Source organism: Streptomyces sp. NPDC020489 (assembly GCF_044386545.1).
In the GTDB taxonomy this organism is placed as follows: domain Bacteria; phylum Actinomycetota; class Actinomycetes; order Streptomycetales; family Streptomycetaceae; genus Streptomyces.
The window spans coordinates 116592-133502 of record NZ_JBIRUZ010000016.1 but is presented as its reverse complement, the minus strand read 5'-3'; the positions used below and the strand labels follow the sequence as shown (position 1 = coordinate 133502).

Annotated in this window: 15 protein-coding genes; 7 read left to right on the top strand and 8 right to left on the bottom strand. The window is 69.8% G+C overall.

What is annotated here, in order from left to right; translation table 11 throughout:
- Positions 1 to 673 precede the first annotated feature (673 nt).
- The 3 genes from ACH41F_RS34655 to ACH41F_RS34645 are packed head-to-tail and all read right to left on the bottom strand — an operon-like array spanning position 674 to position 2246.
- Positions 674 to 1174: a DUF6302 family protein gene (locus tag ACH41F_RS34655; RefSeq protein ID WP_391238033.1), complete on the bottom strand. Its 501-nt coding sequence runs from the start codon at positions 1172 to 1174 to the stop codon at positions 674 to 676.
- The gene (locus ACH41F_RS34650) at positions 1171 to 1716 is read right to left on the bottom strand and encodes a DUF5999 family protein (protein ID WP_391238036.1); all 546 of its coding nucleotides are present in this window, start codon (positions 1714 to 1716) and stop codon (positions 1171 to 1173) included. Before ACH41F_RS34650 ends, ACH41F_RS34655 begins: the two co-directional genes overlap by 4 nt.
- Positions 1713 to 2246, bottom strand: a complete 534-nt coding sequence (locus tag ACH41F_RS34645) for an ATP-binding protein (protein ID WP_363005140.1) — start codon at positions 2244 to 2246, stop codon at positions 1713 to 1715. The genes ACH41F_RS34650 and ACH41F_RS34645 overlap by 4 nt, the downstream gene beginning before the upstream one ends.
- 209 nt (positions 2247 to 2455) lie before the next feature.
- On the opposite strand from ACH41F_RS34645, the gene ACH41F_RS34640 reads away from it, so the two are divergent.
- The 5 genes from ACH41F_RS34640 to ACH41F_RS34620 all read left to right on the top strand — a co-directional run bounded on the left by ACH41F_RS34640 (position 2456) and on the right by ACH41F_RS34620 (position 7684).
- Positions 2456 to 3841 (top strand): Tat pathway signal protein, encoded by a 1386-nt coding sequence (locus ACH41F_RS34640; RefSeq protein WP_391238040.1) that lies wholly within the window; start codon positions 2456 to 2458, stop codon positions 3839 to 3841.
- 75 nt (positions 3842 to 3916) lie between these two features.
- On the top strand, positions 3917 to 4405 hold the full coding sequence (locus ACH41F_RS34635) for a TrmO family methyltransferase (RefSeq protein WP_391238043.1): 489 nt from the start codon (positions 3917 to 3919) through the stop codon (positions 4403 to 4405).
- A gap of 888 nt (positions 4406 to 5293) precedes the next feature.
- Positions 5294 to 6613, top strand: coding sequence for a hypothetical protein (locus ACH41F_RS34630; RefSeq protein WP_391238046.1), 1320 nt, complete (start codon positions 5294 to 5296; stop codon positions 6611 to 6613).
- Complete coding sequence (locus ACH41F_RS34625) at positions 6610 to 7182, top strand: GNAT family N-acetyltransferase (protein ID WP_363005146.1); 573 nt, start codon at positions 6610 to 6612, stop codon at positions 7180 to 7182. Before ACH41F_RS34630 ends, ACH41F_RS34625 begins: the two co-directional genes overlap by 4 nt.
- Before the next feature lie 13 nt (positions 7183 to 7195).
- Positions 7196 to 7684 (top strand): gamma-glutamylcyclotransferase family protein, encoded by a 489-nt coding sequence (locus tag ACH41F_RS34620; RefSeq protein WP_363005148.1) that lies wholly within the window; start codon positions 7196 to 7198, stop codon positions 7682 to 7684.
- Positions 7685 to 7834: 150 nt separating this feature from the next.
- On the opposite strand, the gene ACH41F_RS34615 is transcribed toward ACH41F_RS34620, so the two are convergent.
- From ACH41F_RS34615 to ACH41F_RS34595, 5 genes are all read right to left on the bottom strand, one after another.
- A complete protein-coding gene (locus ACH41F_RS34615; protein ID WP_391238051.1) occupies positions 7835 to 8500 on the bottom strand; it encodes a GNAT family N-acetyltransferase in 666 nt (221 codons plus the stop codon).
- 494 nt (positions 8501 to 8994) lie between these two features.
- Positions 8995 to 9354, bottom strand: coding sequence for an SH3 domain-containing protein (locus ACH41F_RS34610; protein WP_234388944.1), 360 nt, complete (start codon positions 9352 to 9354; stop codon positions 8995 to 8997).
- Between the two features lie 280 nt (positions 9355 to 9634).
- Entirely contained in the window at positions 9635 to 10354 is a 720-nt protein-coding gene (locus ACH41F_RS34605; RefSeq protein ID WP_391238056.1) for a prepilin peptidase, read from the bottom strand.
- Positions 10355 to 10519: 165 nt separating this feature from the next.
- Positions 10520 to 11002 (bottom strand): hypothetical protein, encoded by a 483-nt coding sequence (locus tag ACH41F_RS34600; protein WP_365129067.1) that lies wholly within the window; start codon positions 11000 to 11002, stop codon positions 10520 to 10522.
- A 147-nt stretch (positions 11003 to 11149) separates the two neighbouring features.
- Positions 11150 to 12091, bottom strand: a complete 942-nt coding sequence (locus tag ACH41F_RS34595) for an ATP-dependent DNA ligase (protein WP_391238314.1) — start codon at positions 12089 to 12091, stop codon at positions 11150 to 11152.
- Positions 12092 to 12440: 349 nt separating this feature from the next.
- Here ACH41F_RS34595 and ACH41F_RS34590 point away from each other — a divergent pair, with 349 nt between their 5' ends.
- Positions 12441 to 15890 carry a DNA polymerase III subunit alpha gene (locus ACH41F_RS34590; RefSeq protein ID WP_391238059.1) on the top strand — a complete coding sequence of 1150 codons (3450 nt, stop codon included), beginning with the start codon at positions 12441 to 12443 and terminating at the stop codon, positions 15888 to 15890.
- On the top strand, positions 15887 to 16906 hold the full coding sequence (locus tag ACH41F_RS34585; protein ID WP_391238062.1) for a DNA polymerase thumb domain-containing protein: 1020 nt from the start codon (positions 15887 to 15889) through the stop codon (positions 16904 to 16906). The genes ACH41F_RS34590 and ACH41F_RS34585 overlap by 4 nt, the downstream gene beginning before the upstream one ends.
- Positions 16907 to 16911: the final 5 nt, after the last annotated feature.

Genomic DNA, 16911 nt, shown 5'->3' with positions numbered 1-16911 from the left:
CGCGCCAATCCGGTGGGAGCCATCACTGCCTCGGGACGGATGCGGCACAGATGACGGTGGCCATCGCGAGGGTGAAGGTGAGGATGCGCAGCTGACCACGGCTGGGACGCCAGGCCGACGAACGCTTGCTCCTCGACACAGGCTTAGGCACGGCACACCTGCCGGTGACGCGGGTAGGGCGCGCTGAGGGCTGAACGCAGGCCGGCGCGGGTCCGGCTAAGTGCATCGTGCAGCGCCTCGGCTGCGGTGGCTTCGATCACGGGTGTTCCGGGGCGGGTAACCCATAGGCCCGAACACCCGCGGTAGCCGCTGGCGTCACAGCCCCACGACCTGGGTGCGGGGACGCAGTCGGAGTGCGCGGCCCTCCACCGGTGGACTGAGCCGGGTTCCACCGGCACCAGGAGCCTGTGGTGGAGCAGGCAGTACTTCACCGGCCCGACATCCGAGCCGTCAGCGACCAGGGCGTCGATCGCGCGCAGCCCGAGCGCTAGGCCCACGCGCACCACGCCAGCATCCGACGGAACCACGGCAGGCGGGCGCTCGCTGAGAGCGATGTTCCACGGAAAGTCACTACCTAAGGTCATGAGGGTGGCTCCAGTGAGTGAGGGGTGTTTTGGTGCCGCGCCGTAGGGGGGCCGGTGCGGCACCAGAACGGGACGGGGCGCCGCGAGCGTCAGGGGGTGGGCGCGGCGCCGGCCTGGACGACGGCCCGGGGAGGAGTGGGCTGTCTTCCGGGCGGCGACTTGGGCGGGGGAAGACCCAAGTCGTGCCCCCCGTGTCCGGCGGGGGGCCGTATGGAAGCCGGGCGCCTGGGCTGCTCACGCAGGCCCTGGAATCGGCGGTGTGCGTCCGGGGCGAGGTTGTCCGGCATCGGATCGCCCCAACGCACGAGCCGGCCGGAGGCGACAGGCCGCTCGAATCCGGGACGTCCCCGCAGAACGTGCGCGAGCAATTGGGCGAAGCCCGGGTCGAGCATGTCCATGTGACCACTGCGGCGGTCCGCGCCGACCGGGACTGCCAGTAGCGGGAGGCGGTGCAGCGCCACGGCTACCGCATCACGCAGAAGATGGGGGCTGATGAGTCTGGCCTCCCAGAACTCGTAGTCGCAGGCAGCCGTCGCGGGGAGAATCCGTACGTCCAGCTGCTGGACGGGGGACGGGGGCGACGGGGTCATGTCGTCACCGCCCCACCTGGTTGAGGCCGTCGCGGGCCGACAGCGCCGCCTGTTGGCAGGAGGTATCCCGTGTCCTCGAAAAGGATCACGCCGTTGCACAGCACGCTCCAGCCGGCCTCGGGGTGCCCGACCAAGACGCTTGCCGCCAGGTGATCGGCTGCGCTCGCTGGCGGGCACGGGGGCGAGTGCTCACATAACGCCCCTTCTGCTCGAAGGGTCCAGAGCACCGTGCGCACGGCCGTCGCGAACTTCGCCAGGGGCATCAGGGCCCGGGCGCAGCTGTCCGGCACTTCGGCCTCACGCTGTCGAGCCATCTTCATCACCTCGGCCACAGCACGGGATCGGTCGGGCGCCATCGCCCCCAGCTGCATGAGGTGACCCCGTAGCCGCAGCATCAAGTCGTGGACGTCTTGGTCGGTCTCGGGAGTCGGTGCGCCGTCCGACAACACCATCGACAACGTCTCCTCCGCAGCGGCGATCACCGACCGGGGGGTGACGGAGGGGGAGGAGGCCGGGCGACGGCCGAGGCGGAGGAGACTCACGACGCGGCCTCCTTGGAAGCCAGGTCCAGCTCGAACCAGACTGTCTTGCCAGGCCCCGGTGCGGAGCTGTCTGTTCCCCATCGGGTGACCAGGGAATCGACCAGGTGCAGCCCGCGGCCGCCCTCCTCATCCGCGGACGGCGGCCGCGGATGAGGCTGCTCGATCGAGGGGTCCTCCACCTCCACCCGCAGACATCCGTGCCCATGCGTGGCCCGTACGGCGAATCGGAGCGCCGGCTTGTTTCCGCACCCGTGGACCATGGCGTTCACCATCAGTTCCTGGGCGACGAGCATGACTGTGTCAGCGCATTCGGACAGTCCGGAGCGCTCGAGCAGCGTGCCGAGCTGATGACGCGCTCCGGCGACGGCCTCCGCCTGGGCTGGGATCTCTGTGGCCATCTGGAAGTCACGGGTCCGGCAGGTCGGGGTGCTGTCGCTTTCGGACGGAGGGGCGATCGCTTTCCGGCCGCCGCGCACCACCGAAATGGTGCGCGCCCCACGAAGGCCGCCCATCGGGTACTGCACGTTCATCAGCTGCCTTTCCCGGCCCCGCTGGGGCCAATTCCGGTCACCGTCCGAGATCGTGGGCATGACGTGGCCGATTCCGGTACGCCGCCTGCGGGTTGGAGGAATATCGTCTTCACGAGACAACCGCGTGCCGGGGCCGGTGGGAATGCAGGCAGGCTCGGCAAAGCGATGCACGTGATGCAAGATCGTTTCGGGGACGGGGGCGCACACCCATGGGGCGCACACGCAACACCCGGCTGGAAGCCGTCATCCAGGAATGGGGCGTGTCGCAGCGGCAACTGGCCGCTCGCTTCCGGGCTGTTGCCGCGGAGAACGGTGCAACTGAACTTCTGCGCTACGACCAGTCCCGCATCGCTCGCTGGATCGGCGGCGCCATCCCGGAGGGCCGAGCAGCGCATATCTTGGCCGAGACGCTCTCCCGCGGCCTCGGTCGCACCATCACGCTGACCGACATTGGGCTGGCACCGGACGACGCCGCCGACCCGCAGGCGCCGGCGTGGAGCGTCGACACCCTCGCGACGCTGGCGACCCTCGGGAGCACGGACATGGACATAGCTCGGCGCCAGGTGCTGGCACAGTCGGCCTACTCGGTCGCCGGCCTGGCCCTGCCCTCCGAGACCTGGTGGCAGGAGGCCGCCGATCGCGCCCGCACTCGCAAGCCGCTGTCGCAGCACACGGTCATGGCCGAGGACGTCGCAAGCGTGCGCGAGATGACGGCCTTCTTGTCTCAGCGGGACCAGCAGCGCGGCGGCCGCGGTGTGGGACGCGCCGCCCTGGTCGCTTACCTGCGCACCGACGTTGCCGAACTCCTGGCCGCACGATTCCCGTCCGACAATCTGCGCTTGGACATGACGTCGGCCGCTGCCGAACTGGCCTACCTCGCGGGCTGGACGAGTTTCGACGCCGGGGAGCACCCCATCGCGCTGCGGTGGCTGACCCTCGCAACGCAGTTGGCCGAGGAGGCCGGCGACGCGCCGCTCGCCGGGCACGTACTGCGGGCCATGGCCCACCAGGCTGTGGACCTGCACCAGCCGGCGGAAGCCGTACGCCTGGCCGAGGGATCCCTCTCCGGCCGCCGTTACACCGAAGCCTGCTGGCGGGAGAAAGCCCTGCTGGGTGTCGTCCACGCTCGAGGGCTTGCCGCCGCCGGCGACAAGAAGCGGGCCGCGGTGGCGCTCAACCGCGCGGAGTCCGACCTGGGCCGCGCCAGCGACACCGGCGACGAGCCCGCCCGGGTGTGGTTTTTCGGAGAGGCAAGTCTCGCCCATGAAACCGCAGCCGCGCTGCGGGATCTGGGCGACCTGAAGGGCGCCGAACGCGAGTTCAAGCGCAGTGTTCGCACCCGTCGGAGGCAGTTCAAGAGGACTCACTCCGTGACCTTGGGATACCTGGGTGAGGTTCAGGTCCGGCAGGGGCAACTCGATGCGGCCTGCGCGACGTGGCACCAAGCGCTCGACACGATGACCGGCGTCCAGTCCGGGCGGGCACGGGAGACCGTGGTGCAGATGCGCCGAGCACTGAGTCCCGTCCTCCGCCGAGGCGGTGGGCCAGCCGCAGACCTCGACGCGCGAGCCCGAGCGGTCCTCGCGGACAAGTAACCCGTACGGTAAGGAAACCCGGCGCAGAGAGCCCATCTCTCGGCGCCGCGGGAGAAGACCCACGAGAGGTGAAGCGTGTTCGACCAGCACATCCAGCTGCCGGTGATCGCCACGGTCGTAGGAGGCCAGACCGGCCGTCTTGACGACTACAAAGGCGGAGTCGAGTCGATCATCCGTCTCGTGCCGAGCATCCCGGAGAGTGCCCTCCAGGGCATCGATGAGTTCAGCCACCTGGAGGTCGTCTGGCACTTCAGCCTGGGGTCGGACAACGACATTGAGCTTGAGCCGCGGAGCCCCCGCGGGAATCCGGACTGGCCGGCCACCGGAGGCCTCGTCCACCGCAATCACAGGAGGCCGGCCCGAATCGGCACCTCCTACCCGCGACTGCTGCGAGTCGAGGGACGGGATCTGCACGTTGCGGACCTGGACGCGGACGCTGGGACTCCCGTCATCGACCTGGCGCCGGTCTTCCAGGAAATGCTGCCCCGCGGACCCGTGCACCAGCCGGAATGGCCCACTGACATGCTTCGGAACTACTGGAAGCGAGCAGACGAGCGCCCCTGAGCCGTCCTGCTTCCCAGTCACTTGCCCGAATGGAGCCGCGCGCAGCATGTGCGTGAGTGCCGTCGCCATCACGGCCTCCTGGATGATGGCAGCACGGACCTGACCGCTGTCATGGCACGGCTCAGAGGCGATCGTTCCAAAGGGAGATGAAGGGCAAGAGCCTCGGCAAGGCAGCGGGCGAGGGGAGCAGGGCTCGTCAGCAGCGGCGTCCCGCCGATCACCTGCTCGTCATCGGGTGGGACAAGCCACCGTGCTACTCCGGCTCCCGATCGTGGGGCCGGGGCGGGTACAAGAATGGCGTGGCGCTTGCCGAGGCAGGCCGGCCGGGGAAGTCTGCCCGGCCACTGGGAGGCCGCCATCAAACTGCTCCAGCTCTCGCTCGTGCCGCACGGCACGAGCACGGCGGCAGAGCGAAGGCTGGTGAACGCCACAGCGGGCCCGAGAGGCTGTTCGTACTCGGCAAGGAGCCGATAGGCCGCCTCGATCAGATGCCGGTCCGCCAGCACGATGTCGAAGGTGACGCCGCACTCAAGTCGTCGCGGGAGGTGCGGATTCGTCCGCCACAGGCCCGTCGATGTAGCCGGGCACGGCGTAGCCGCGGAGAACCACACGGACAGTGCCGCGCTCTCGGCGTCAGCCATCTCGCCGGTCTCCATGAGCCCTCCAGCATCACGACCAAACGCAGGGTGTCTGCAACGTGACCTAGTGCAGCGAAGGGCTGGAGCGGTGAACAGGTCTTTTACCCGGAACTCTGGCGGCCTCTTACATGCCCTTTGGCCGCCCTTTCGCCAGCCCTTTCCCTCTGACCAGGGCATTCAGTTGACGAACCCTCACGCAAGGCGGTCGAAGTCGCTACCGTGAGGCCATCCAGACGGTGAGGAGGTGGCCATGCGTGAACTCAAGCGGTTACGCACCCGTGCGAACCGCACGCAGGAAGAGGTCGTCCAGGAACTCTCCGCTCTTGCCCGACGCCTTCATGCAGAGGGACGCTTGAGCAAGGCGCCCACCTTCACGCTCCGCCAGTACTCCAAGTGGGAGAACGCCGAACCTCCGCCCTGGCCGCACCCCGACAGTCGGGCGGTGCTGGCCGCCTACTGGAAGTGCCCCGTCGAGGAACTGGGGTTCCGCCCTCCAACGGATGGGGACCGCGGTGGCCCTCTGGTTCTCACACCGGTGCCCATGATCAGCCAGGCGTCACCTGGCCCCCTCCTGGTCGCGGCCAGCTCCAGTCCTCTCACCGATGAGGCGCCGCCCCCATGGCTGGCCGAGACGACCACGAGCGCCAACCGCGCCGGCGAGTGGCGCATCTCGCCGGAGGAAGTCGAACTGCTGTCTGGCGCCGCCGACGACAACTATGCGATCGACCAGCAGTTCGGCGCGAATCGACTATGGCGACCGACCCGGGCCCATCTGCTCTGGACCCATCACATGATCGACCGCGGTATCTACGACGACGCTCTGGGACAGCGGCTGCATGCACTCGCAGGGAAGCTCACAACGTCGCTCGGATGGTTCTGCTACGACGCAGGGCTGCAGACCCAGGCCCGCCAGTACTTCTCCGAGGCCCTCAACGCGGCCAACTACACCAGCGACGACGTGTTGGCCAGCCGCACCCTCAGCAACATGGCCAGACAAGCCGTCGACCTGAACAAGGGACGCGAAGCCGTGCGCTTCGCCAAGCTCGGACAGCGGCACGCCGAACTCTGGAACGCACCCAGCCGCGTCACCGCACTTCTGGCTATCCGGGAGGCTCAGGGACACGCACGCGTCGGGGACGTCTTCAACTGCGAGGCGGCCATCAAGCGCGCCTGGCAGGAATGGGAGCACGGAGACCACGAACTGGACCCGGACTGGGCGCACTTCCTCAACCTCGCCGAGCTGACGTGTCTGGAGGGTATGTGCCGGCTCGACCTCGGCCAGGTGGCCCGAGCCCAAGACCTTCTCGCACGGTCTGAGGCGCTTCAGGATGTCGCCCACTCCAGGAACCGCGGAATGTGCCTCGGCCGGCTTTCGGTTGCGGCCGTGCAGAACGGCGACGTCGACCACGGTCTGGCCGCCGCGACACAGGCACTCCGACTCGTGGAGAGCGGGATGTCTTCTACGCGAACGACCGCGCAGTTGACGATCGTTCATGACGGCTTGATTCCCCATCGACGCGCCCGCGGGGTGGGGGACCTACTCGAACAGATCCGTACTCACGTCGCGTGAGCAAGCAAAGGAGAGTGCAGACGGTGGACCCGGAGTTCCAGCGGCACGATGCGCAGTCAGCGAAGGCGATACTCACCGAGCTGGTCGACGTCTACGCCACGGTGTACGACACGCCCCCCTACATCGGTGACCCCTTCTTCTCCGTCGACTCCTTTCGGAGCCGTCTCGAGGCTGCCTTCGACACTGAAGGCTTCGAGACGGTGACAGCCCGGCTGGACGGTCGGATCGTCGGATACGTCCACGGTGCCACCCTGCCCCATGACAAGCCCTGGTGGACGTCCCTCGGCACCCGGCGGCCGGCCCGGCTGCAGGAGCTCGCCGACTCTGGCGGCATCTTCTGGCTGCGGGAGCTGATGGTGCTGCCCGCGCAGCAGAATCGCGGTCTCGGTCGCCAGATCCACGACACGGTCATTTCCGGCCGGGAGGAGAACGTCACAGCCCTGACGTGCATCGAGGACAATGAGCCCGCACGCAGTGCCTATCTCCGGTGGGGGTACACGATCCTGGGCCAGATCAAGCACGCCCCAGAATCACCCGTCTACGACGCGATGTACCTGACCTCCCACTAAGACCGGAAAGCACATGACGCAAACCATAACCACCTCGGCCCCGGAAGCCACTGGGCGCCGGGACCGACTCTCGCAACGCCCCGACGTGCTGTTCTGCTACGGCACGCTCCGTTTCGACGCCGTCCTCCGGGCCCTGCTGGGCCGAGTCCCGCAGCAGTCTCCGGCATCCGCGCCGGGCTACCGCGCTGCCGCGCTCGAAGGCCGCGTCTACCCAGGCCTCGTCGCTGGAACGTCCGCCGACGTTGCCTCCGGGGTGGTCCTGACCGACCTGAGCAACCAGGAGTGGCGCATCCTCGACGCGTTCGAGGACGCTCGATACGAGCTGCGAGAGTTGCCGCTGTCCAACGGGCGGTGGGGTTGGGCGTACATATGGCCTGGAGGCGATGTACGAGTGGATGACTGGGATGCCGCGGAATTCGAAGCCCGGCATCTCGCCGCCTACGCAGCCCGCTGCGCGCGGCTTGCCCCTGGGCTGGCCGCAGGGCGGCCGAAGGGCGAGTAGACGGCGGCCTCACCCAGGTGTTCGACCGCTTTGCATCTCACTGAAGGGAACCTCAACCCCGGTGAGAGAAATTGCGGCCTGCCCTCTCTGCCGACATCGCAGGGAAGACAGGCCGCTTTCGTTTCAACTGCCTCGTTGCAGTGGAGCGTCCTACACTGAAAGGGATACTTCGGCCGTGCCGCGGAACGATCGTGAGAAGTATCCCATTGCTCCCGCCATATTCGATCTCGCGCTCTCTGCGAGAGGCGTCCTCCACCTTCCAGAGATTCCCGGAGGGGTAATGTCGGGGATAAGCCAGCTGGCGAGCTCGGGGATTTCTTCTGCCTTGCGTTCTAAGGCGTACGAAGTGTGCCCTCCGGGGGTCGAGACCTTTCGGATGAGCTGGAAGTTCTGCTGCTGGTAGTACTCGGCGAGAGCGGGGGAGCTGCAGTCGCGACGTACGCGGCTGATGCCCTCGCGTGCCGCGCGGTCGACGGCCCAGTCGGCGATGAGCGTGCCGAGCTTGCGGTGGCGTTCGGCGGGATCGGTGACAGTGCCGTTGAGGTAGTAGGCGGTGTCGGCGGCTTCGGCCGCGGTCCAGGTCCAGGGCGCGGATGTCCGGAGGATCGTGGTACAGCCCAGGATCCGGTCGCCGTATTCCGTCAGGACCCACATCTCGATTGGGTGGCGCGTGCAGTTGTCGGCCAGCTCGTGGACGTGCTTTCCCCAGTTGCGCCAGCCGGGGAGCTGGTTGACCTTCATCCAGTCGGAGCGATTCTGGATCATCGTGGCGAGGCCGGGTTGGTCGTCCGGAATGGCCGGGCGCATCGTGAGCATGCGGTCCGCTCCTGTGTGCTCGTCCGTGAGCGGTCGGCAGTCTGTGTCCCGTCCGCACCTTAGACGTCTACTGCCTGGTAGGTACACGTTCTATGTGCTCTGGGTCCGGATCGTTGTGTGAGCCGGCGTGGGGTAGTCGGCGGGCAGATAGGCGGCGAGGGCGGCCCGGCCTTGTCCGTGGGCGTTGGCCAGGGCCTGCTCGAGGAGGGATGCCGGGGCGCCGGGTGACGAGGAAGTGAGGTTCAAGGTGCCTGTCCTGGGGCTCGATCGCCCGGTCGGCGGCTCTCGGGGCCGGGCCAGCGGAGCGGGCGTGGCGCCAGGCCAGCGGCGGGGTGGGTGCCGGGTTCCGGGTGAGGGTACGCCGACGGCGGCCCGGGGTCACAGTGGGCCGGGCCGCCGTCGCGTCGTCCTGAGCCTGTTCGAGGTGACGGCTCAGGCGTGGGTGGGGCCGGGAGAGCTCGGGTCAGGTCGTCTCTGTCGGCCGGGGGTGGAGGTCAGTCCAGCTGCATGGGCACGTTGATGTACTGGGCGGCGACCCAGCCCTTCTTGCCCTTGTGGGCGCCGGACTTCACGGTGACGTAGCCCCAGGCGCCGGGCTTGCCGTTGTCGCCCTTGTTGCACTGCCAGTAGACATCGGTGCCCTTGGAGAGCTGGCCGGTGGCGGTGTAGCCGGTGCCGGGGCCGGTGCGGAACTTCACTGTCGTGTACACGTCGGTGTTGAGCTTGATCTGGTGGGTGCAGGCTCCGCTGCCGACGGTCGCGGCGCTGGCGGTGGAGGCGGTGGCGACGGCGCCGCCGAGGAGCAGGGCGCCGGTGGTTGCCACGGTCGCTACGCGGCGGGTGAGGGTGTGCATGTGCGGCTCTTCCTGGTGTCGTCGGCCGGAATTCCTCGCCCGTCTGACTTCCTCATCGCGGTGCTGATAGACAGTGAGGAGGGCGAAGAAGATCGGGAACGTGACAGGTTCGTCTTCGTTCCGGACTCGATCTTCTTTCTGCGCCGAGGAGTTGACCAGGCTCGGTTTATTCCGTGAATCCGCGTTCCGGAACGGCGGGGTCAGGTATGAGTCGTTCCGGAATGCGGTGTGCAGGAAGAGGAATTACAGGAAGCGGTATTTCCGGGAATGCGCAGCGCGGTCAGGCCGCGGTGACCGAAACGGCGAGGGCCCCGATGACCATGTAGGGGCCGAAAGACACGTGCGTGCGGCGGGCACGGCCGACGGCCATCCGCGCCACCTCCAGGACCGCGCCGACGACGAAGCCCGCGGCTGCTCCCCAGAACAGGGCTGTCCAGCTGCTCCAGCCCAGGAGCGCCCCGATGGCCGGTGCGAGCTTGACGTCTCCGACCCCCATGGCGCCGGTGAACGCGATGAGGAGGAAGACGGCGGTGAGCACGGCAGCGGCGGCGGCCGCGCGGCCTAGACTCCCGGGCTCGCCCGCCAGTTGGGCCGCGGTGAGCAGGAGGAACGTCCCGCACAAGGCGGGGAGGGTGAGCACGTCAGGGAGCCGTTGCACGGCGACGTCGATCAGGGCGAGTGCGACACCGCATGCGGCGATCCAGTACTGGGCAGCGGCGAGCCAGCCGCTGGCGCCGCCCGCGGCGATCATGGCGAACGCCACGGCGGCTGCCGCCTCCGGCGTGAAGGCGTGCGGTCCGATCGCCTGTGCGCACGCGGGGCAGCGCCCGGAGGCGGGCAGCACCGGGAGCCGGCGTCTGAGGACGCTGCTGCCGCAGTGCGGGCAGTCACTGCGTGCGGACGCGGCCGCCGGGACGGAGCGGGCGAAGACCACCGGGCGTGCCGCAGCGCCGGCCAGCGCTCCGACGGCGGCGATCAGGGCAACGCTGAGGACGGACAAAGGAGACTCCTACGGGCAGCCCGGCCTCCCCGTGACGGGCCGGTCGGCTTCGACCCTACGGCCCGCCGCGACGATCCCCACCGGCCCCTCTCCACGGGTCCCCTGCTGCCCTGAGCGCCGGGCCCGGCGGGAACCGATGACACGTCCCGTCGTACGGCCGCCGGCTCATGCTCCACGTGAGCCGGCGTCGAGCGTTTCCGCCAGGCTGAGCGCGGCCAGGACCTGCACCTGGCCCTCTGCCGGCTTGAGGGTGCCGGCCGCGGCCGCCTCGGCGACCCGGGCCGCGTGCTCCAGAGCCATCGCCACGCCGGTCGGTTCCCGGTGTGCGGTCAGCCACTCGAAGCCCGCGCGGAGCGCGGCCGCGAGGTCGCCGTCGTGGTCCTCGGGACCGTTCGTGGTTAACGCCCGGAGCCACAGGTCGGCGTGGGACTGCACGATCGTGTCGAAAGGGCGGTAGTCCGTGACGGTGCCACACCTGCCTCCCGCTCCGTCGGCGCCGCGCCGCCCGGTCCAGTTGCTCGCCAGCCACCGGTGGCGATGGCAGACCTCAAGCCGGTAGTCCACCGGCCGGTCCCGTGCCCGGGTGCGGCGTTCGACGACGACGGTCGACGGCGCGGTGCATGTGGTGATCTGGCGCAGGACTGGCACAGCGGAACTCCTCCTGGTCGCGAGTGGAGTTCTGATCATGACCAGGTGGGAGGCGCGCCATAGTCCACGATTGGGCGCTACGGCTGTGACCCGGCTCTCACTCTCCGACCCGACGGCGCAGCACGAGAGCGGTCCGGCGAGCGGCGCTCACTCCCGTATGTCGCCGGGAGCCATGTCGTCCCGCAGCCTCAGGTAGCGCACCGGGTGGCGGTGTCGGCCCAGGTCAAGCGCTGTGTCGGTATCGACTTCGGCGATGTGCTCGGGCACGACGGGCTGGAAGACCAGCAGCTCCTTCGTTCCCCATCCTGCCGAGAACTCCCGGCCCCACCAAGGGTGGTCGGCTCCCGCCGGGCGCAGGACCGCACCCAGCTCGATCGCCGCCGTGCGGGACAACGGTGTGGAGCGGGCGATCAGCCGGAGACGGCCGGTCGCGTCGAGCCGGCCGAGCAAGAGGCTGCGGGGGGCGTGCGCGGTGCCAGTGACCGCACCGATGATCCCTTCCGTCGTCATGCGCGTTCTCAGCTTCAGCCACCCGCGCTCCCCGGGCCGGTACCGGGAGCCGGAATCCTTGATCATGAGGCCCTCGACGCCGGCTGCTCCCCAGGCCGGATCCAGCCATGTGCGGGCCGTTGCGGCGTCGGCGGTCTGTGGGCACAGCACCCAGGGCGCTGCGAGCTCCAGGGATGCGAATTGGCTCTCCAGTGCCCTCCTGCGCTGATGCAGGGGCTGGTCCATGAGGACGGCGCCGGAGACCTCGAGCAGATCGAAGGTGATCAGGTGGGCGGGCTGATCGCGGGCGGCGCGCTCTGCCCGGGGCCCGCGGAGCCGGGCTCGGTGCTGAAGGGCCGTGAAGTCCAGCCTGCCGTCGTGCCAGACCACCAGCTCGGCGTCGACGACTGCCTCGACACCGAGCGCGGCCGCGGCACGGGCGATCTCCGGGAAGGCCGGGCGAAGGTCGGCGCCTCGCCTGGACTGGAGGTACGGCTCGGGACCGGTGAACACAAGGACACGGAACCCGTCGGCCTTCTGCTCGAAGAGCATGGGCCTGGGCCCGGATGGCGGCAGAGTCGTCACGGAGCGTGCCAGCATCGGCTCGACCGGCGGTGAAAGGTGCACCCGTCCAGTCCTACGCTCTTCGCACCCCGCTCGCCCGCGCACAGTCTGTCTCCGATGACCGCCTCGGGCAGGGGTACTCAGCGGGCCCAGCCGAGGGCGGGCGAGACCCGGGGAGCACGCTGCCGCAGGCCCGAGAGCCCTATCGCGGCGACCGCACCGCCGCGGCCTCGGCACCGCCTTCACCCGAGCCGACCTCCTGTCGCGGCAGCCGGATGGCTGGTCCTCGGTGTCCGAAACTCGCATGTTCGAATTAATGTTCGATAGAGTCGAAGCGGAGGCAGTCGGTTAGTGCCGGTTTGGGGGTATTCGGGCGGAGGGTGGCATGCGCGGAGGGCTTCCTCATCTGCATGTGGCGAGCGGGTTTTCGGCCCGCTACGGCGCCTCACATCCAAGCGATCTCGCCGCCCGGGCCGCCGAGCGCGGCATCGGGACGCTGGCGCTGACCGACAGGGACATGGTCACCGGGACCGTCCGTTTCGCGAAGGCCGCCGCGGCCGAGGGAATCCGCCCGCTGTTCGGTGTGGACCTCGGGGTCGCCGCATGCACTCCCGCCGCTCCGGCCGCCCGCCGCCGCACTCCGGTGCGGGGCGGCGCGCACGTGGCCGAAGCACCGTTCCGGGCGACCTTCCTGGCCCAGGACCCCGACGGGTGGGCGCGGCTGTGCCGGCTGGTGTCCGCCACCCACGCCGCCGCGTTTGCCGCCGGCGCTCCGCCGGCGGCGTCGTGGGATCACCTCCGCCAGTACGCGGGCAGCGGCCTGGTGGTGATGCTCGGCCCTGCCTCCGAACCGCTGCGCGCCCTCTCCGCAGGCCGCGCGGACATCGCCGAACAGCTCCTGGAGCCGTGGCGGCAGGCCGCGGGCGAAGGCCTGCGGCTGGAGGTCGTGTGCTGGGGCCTGCCCGGGACCGGACCCGGCTCCGTACGACTTGCCGCGCACACCCTCATGCTTGCCGACCGCCTCGCCATCCCGGCCGTCCTGACCAACGCCGTCCGCTACGCCGACCCGGGCCAGCACCGGATCGCGGACGTGCTGGACGCCGCGCGGCTGCTACGCCCGGTGGACCGGCGACGGCTGGACTGCGGCGAGCGCTGGCTCAAGCCCGCCAGCGACATGACGGCGATCGCACAGCGGGTCGCGGCGGCCACCGGTGCCGACGGCCGGCGGGCGGAGCGCCTCCTCGCCGACACGCTCACCGTCGCCGACGCCTGCACCCTGGACGCCGTACGGGACCTCGGGCTGGGCACCCCGCATTTTCCCGAGCCCGAAGTGGTGGGTGCGGAGCCGGTGCCGGGCGGCGCGATGCGACTGCTGCGGCAGCGGTGCGAGGCCGGGATGGTCGCCCGCGGCCTCGACCTCGACCGGCGCGCCATGGACCAGCTGCACTACGAGCTCGGCATCATCGGACGGCTCGGCTACGAGGCCTACTTCCTCGCCGTCGCTCAGGTCGTCGCCGACGTCCGCGCGATGGGCATCCGGGTCGCCGCGCGCGGCTCCGGTGCCGGCTCGATGGTCAACCACGCGCTTTTTGTGGCGACCGCAAACCCTTTGTCGCACTCTCTCCTTTTTGAGCGTTTCCTGAGTGAGCGGCGAGCTTCGCTCCCGGACATCGACATCGACGTCGAATCCGCGCGCCGACTGGAGGTCTACGACCGGATCATCGCCCGCTTCGGCACAGAACGCGTCGCAGTCACCGGCATGCCCGAGACCTACCGCGCCCGCCACGCCTTGCGCGATACCGGCCTCGCACTCGGCCTGCCGCCGGCCACCGTCGACCGGATCGCGAAGTCCTTCCCCCACATCCGCGCCGCCGACATCCGCGGAGCACTCGCAGAACTCCCGGAACTGCGCGGCCTGGCCGCGGAAGCCGAGAACTTCGGCCCGCTGTGGGAGCTCGCCGAGGGCCTGGACAAGCTGCCGCGCGGGATCGCCATGCATCCCTGCGGCGTCATCCTCTCCAACTCCACCCTGCTGAACCGCCTGCCCGTGCAGCTCACGCCCGGTGGCGAGTACCCGATGGTCCAGGCCGACAAGGAAGACGTCGAGGACCTCGGCCTGCTCAAGCTCGACGTCCTGGGGGTACGGATGCAGTCCGCGATGGCCCACGCGGTGAAGGAGATCCGCCGCACGACCGGCCGGCAGATCGACCTCGACAACCCCGACCACGTCCCCCTCGACGACCGGTTCGCCTTCGCCCTCATCCAAGCCAGCGACACCGTCGGCATGTTCCAGCTCGAGTCGCCCGGCCAGCAGGACCTGGTCGGCCGCCTGCAGCCCCGCGGCCCCCAGGACGTCATCGCCGACATCTCCCTCTTCCGCCCGGGACCGGTCGCCGGCGGCATGCCCGCCCTCTACATCGCCGCCCGCCACGGCGCAGCACCCGCCTACCCCCACCCCGACCTCGAACCGGTCCTCGCCGATACCTACGGAGTGACGATCTGGCATGAACAGATCATCGACATCTTCGCCGTCATGACCGGCTGCGACAGAGCGCTCGCCGAAGTCGCCCGCCGCGCCCTCGGCGACGAAGAGCGCCTGCCGAAGATCGAGTCGTGGTTCCGGAAACTGGCCGGCGCCCGTGGCTACACGCACAGCGTTCTCGACGAAGTCTGGGAGATCGTCTCGTCGTTCGGAGCATACGGATTCTGCCGTGCCCACGCCGTCGCGTTCGCGGTCCCAGCCCTTCAGTCCGCGTGGCTCAAAGCCCACCACCCCGCCGCCCTCTACGCCGGCTTGCTGGAGCACGACCCCGGCATGTGGCCGCTGCGCGTCATCGTTGCCGACGCCCGCCGCCACGACGTCCCCGTCCTCCCCGTCGACATCAACCACTCCAAGCCCGCGTACACGGTCGAGGAGACGCCGGACAGCTGGGGCGTGCGGATCTCCCTGTCATCGGTACACGGCATCAGCGAGGACGAGGTCGTCAGGATCGCCGCCGCACAGCCCTACACCTCGCTCCAGGACTTCTGGGCCCGCGCCCGGCCGAAGCTGCCGACCATCGAACGCCTGATCAGGATCGGCGCACTCGACCAGTTCAAGGGAGAGGCGTCACGGCGGGACCTGCTGCTGCAGGCGACCGAGCTGCACCGCCAGACCCGCACCCGCCCCGGCACCGGCCAACTCCCGCTTGACACCACTCTGGTGGCCGCCGGCCCGGCCGGGCTGAGAGAGATGACCGCCCGCGAGAAACTGGAGGCCGAGCTCGGCGTACTCAAGATCGACGTCTCGCGCCACCTCATGGAGGACCACCACCGCCTCCTGCGCGAGATCGGCGCCACCGACGCCGCCCACCTCAAAGCCATGCACCCGGGACAGAAAGTCCTCGTCGCCGGCGTACGGGCCTCCACCCAGACCCCACCCATCGCGTCCGGGAAAAGGATCATCTTCGTCACCCTCGAAGACGGCTCCGGCCTGGTCGATTTCGCCTTCTTCGAGGACTCCCACGAGCAGTGCGCCCACACCATCTTCCACAACGGACTGCTCCTCGTCCGCGGCACCGTCGAAGCCCGCGGTCCACGCCGCACCGTGGTCGGCGAGATGGCCTGGGACCTCGACTCCCTCGCCACCACCCGCGCCACCCACGGGCCCCAGGCCGTCCTCGACATCCTCGGCCAGACCCCCGCACCCACACCCGCCCAGCCGACACCAGCACGCACGATCCCCGACGGAACCGCTGGCGCGCGGCTCCACCCCTACGCGGACCTCCAGCCCGCTGGCACCCGTTCCGCCGACCTCACCCGCCTGGGCCACCGGAGCCAAGGGAGCGCAGGTTGAGCAGCACACCGCCGGTCTCCCGCCCCCGCGCCATCGTCCGGATCCACTTCCATGCGCAGCAGCGCAGCGAGGAGCTGTTCGCACAGCTGATGGACGTGCTGGGCGGCATCAGCCCGACCACCGAACCTCTGCCCGCCGACTGGTCCGCCTACATGGACGTCACCGGCTCCTTGCGATTCTGGGACCGCGACGTCGAAGGCCTGGTCGCGGTGATCCGCCTGCGCCTTCTCGCACTCCACGGCGTGCAGAGCTCGGCAGGGGCGGGTCCCACGCGGTCGATCGCCGCCATGGCCGCTGCCCTCACCCCGCCCGGCGCCGCAACCATCGTCGGCGACACCCCCTACGAGATCGCCGCGTTCCTCCGCCCCCAGCCGGCCCCCGCGCTTCCCGGAGTTGGGCCCAAGACGGCCAAGACGCTCGCCCGCTACGGCATCACCACCGCCGGCGACGTCGCCGACACCACGCCCGCAACCCTGCAACGGATCCTCGGATCCGCCGCCCGCCAGATCCAGGACTTCGCCCGCGGCATCGACGAACGCCCCGTCGTCCCCGCCGCCGCTCCCCGCTCCCTGAGCGCGAGCCACCGCTTCGACCTGGATGAACTCGACACCGACCAGCACCAGCGCACCGCCCTGGCCCTGGCCGAGGACCTCGGCGAGCGCCTGCGCAAGGCCTCCGAGATCGCACAGGCCCTCACGCTCACCGTGACGTACGCCGACCACACCCACAGCGTGCGCACGCGCACGCTCGCCGAGGCCACCGCGCATACCCCCGCCCTGGCAGGAACCGCCCGCCAGCTCATGGCCGATCTCGGTCTCCAGCGTGCCCGCGTCCGCGGGATCGCCCTGCGCGCCGAACGGCTCCGCCCGGCCGCCCACGCCACCCACCAGCTCACCCTCGACGACCGCGACGAAAAGCTCCACCGGCTGGAAGCCGCCCTCGACCGGGCACGCGCCCGCTACGGTCCCGGCGCCGCCGGCGCCGCCTCCGCCTTCAAGAGGCTCACCACGTCCTGATCCCG

Excerpts from the sequence above, each read along its gene's own strand:
- ACH41F_RS34645 (WP_363005140.1), bottom strand. The coding sequence starts at position 2,246 with ATGAACGTGCAGTACCCGATGGGCGGCCTTCGTGGGGCGCGCACCATT.
- ACH41F_RS34595 (WP_391238314.1), bottom strand. The coding sequence starts at position 12,091 with ATGCTGGCACGCTCCGTGACGACTCTGCCGCCATCCGGGCCCAGGCCC.
- ACH41F_RS34630 (WP_391238046.1), top strand. The coding sequence starts at position 5,294 with ATGCGTGAACTCAAGCGGTTACGCACCCGTGCGAACCGCACGCAGGAA.
- ACH41F_RS34655 (WP_391238033.1), bottom strand. The coding sequence starts at position 1,174 with ATGACCCCGTCGCCCCCGTCCCCCGTCCAGCAGCTGGACGTACGGATT.
- ACH41F_RS34590 (WP_391238059.1), top strand. The coding sequence starts at position 12,441 with ATGCGCGGAGGGCTTCCTCATCTGCATGTGGCGAGCGGGTTTTCGGCC.
- ACH41F_RS34640 (WP_391238040.1), top strand. The coding sequence starts at position 2,456 with ATGGGGCGCACACGCAACACCCGGCTGGAAGCCGTCATCCAGGAATGG.
- ACH41F_RS34620 (WP_363005148.1), top strand. The coding sequence starts at position 7,196 with ATGACGCAAACCATAACCACCTCGGCCCCGGAAGCCACTGGGCGCCGG.
- ACH41F_RS34610 (WP_234388944.1), bottom strand. The coding sequence starts at position 9,354 with ATGCACACCCTCACCCGCCGCGTAGCGACCGTGGCAACCACCGGCGCC.
- ACH41F_RS34615 (WP_391238051.1), bottom strand. The coding sequence starts at position 8,500 with ATGCTCACGATGCGCCCGGCCATTCCGGACGACCAACCCGGCCTCGCC.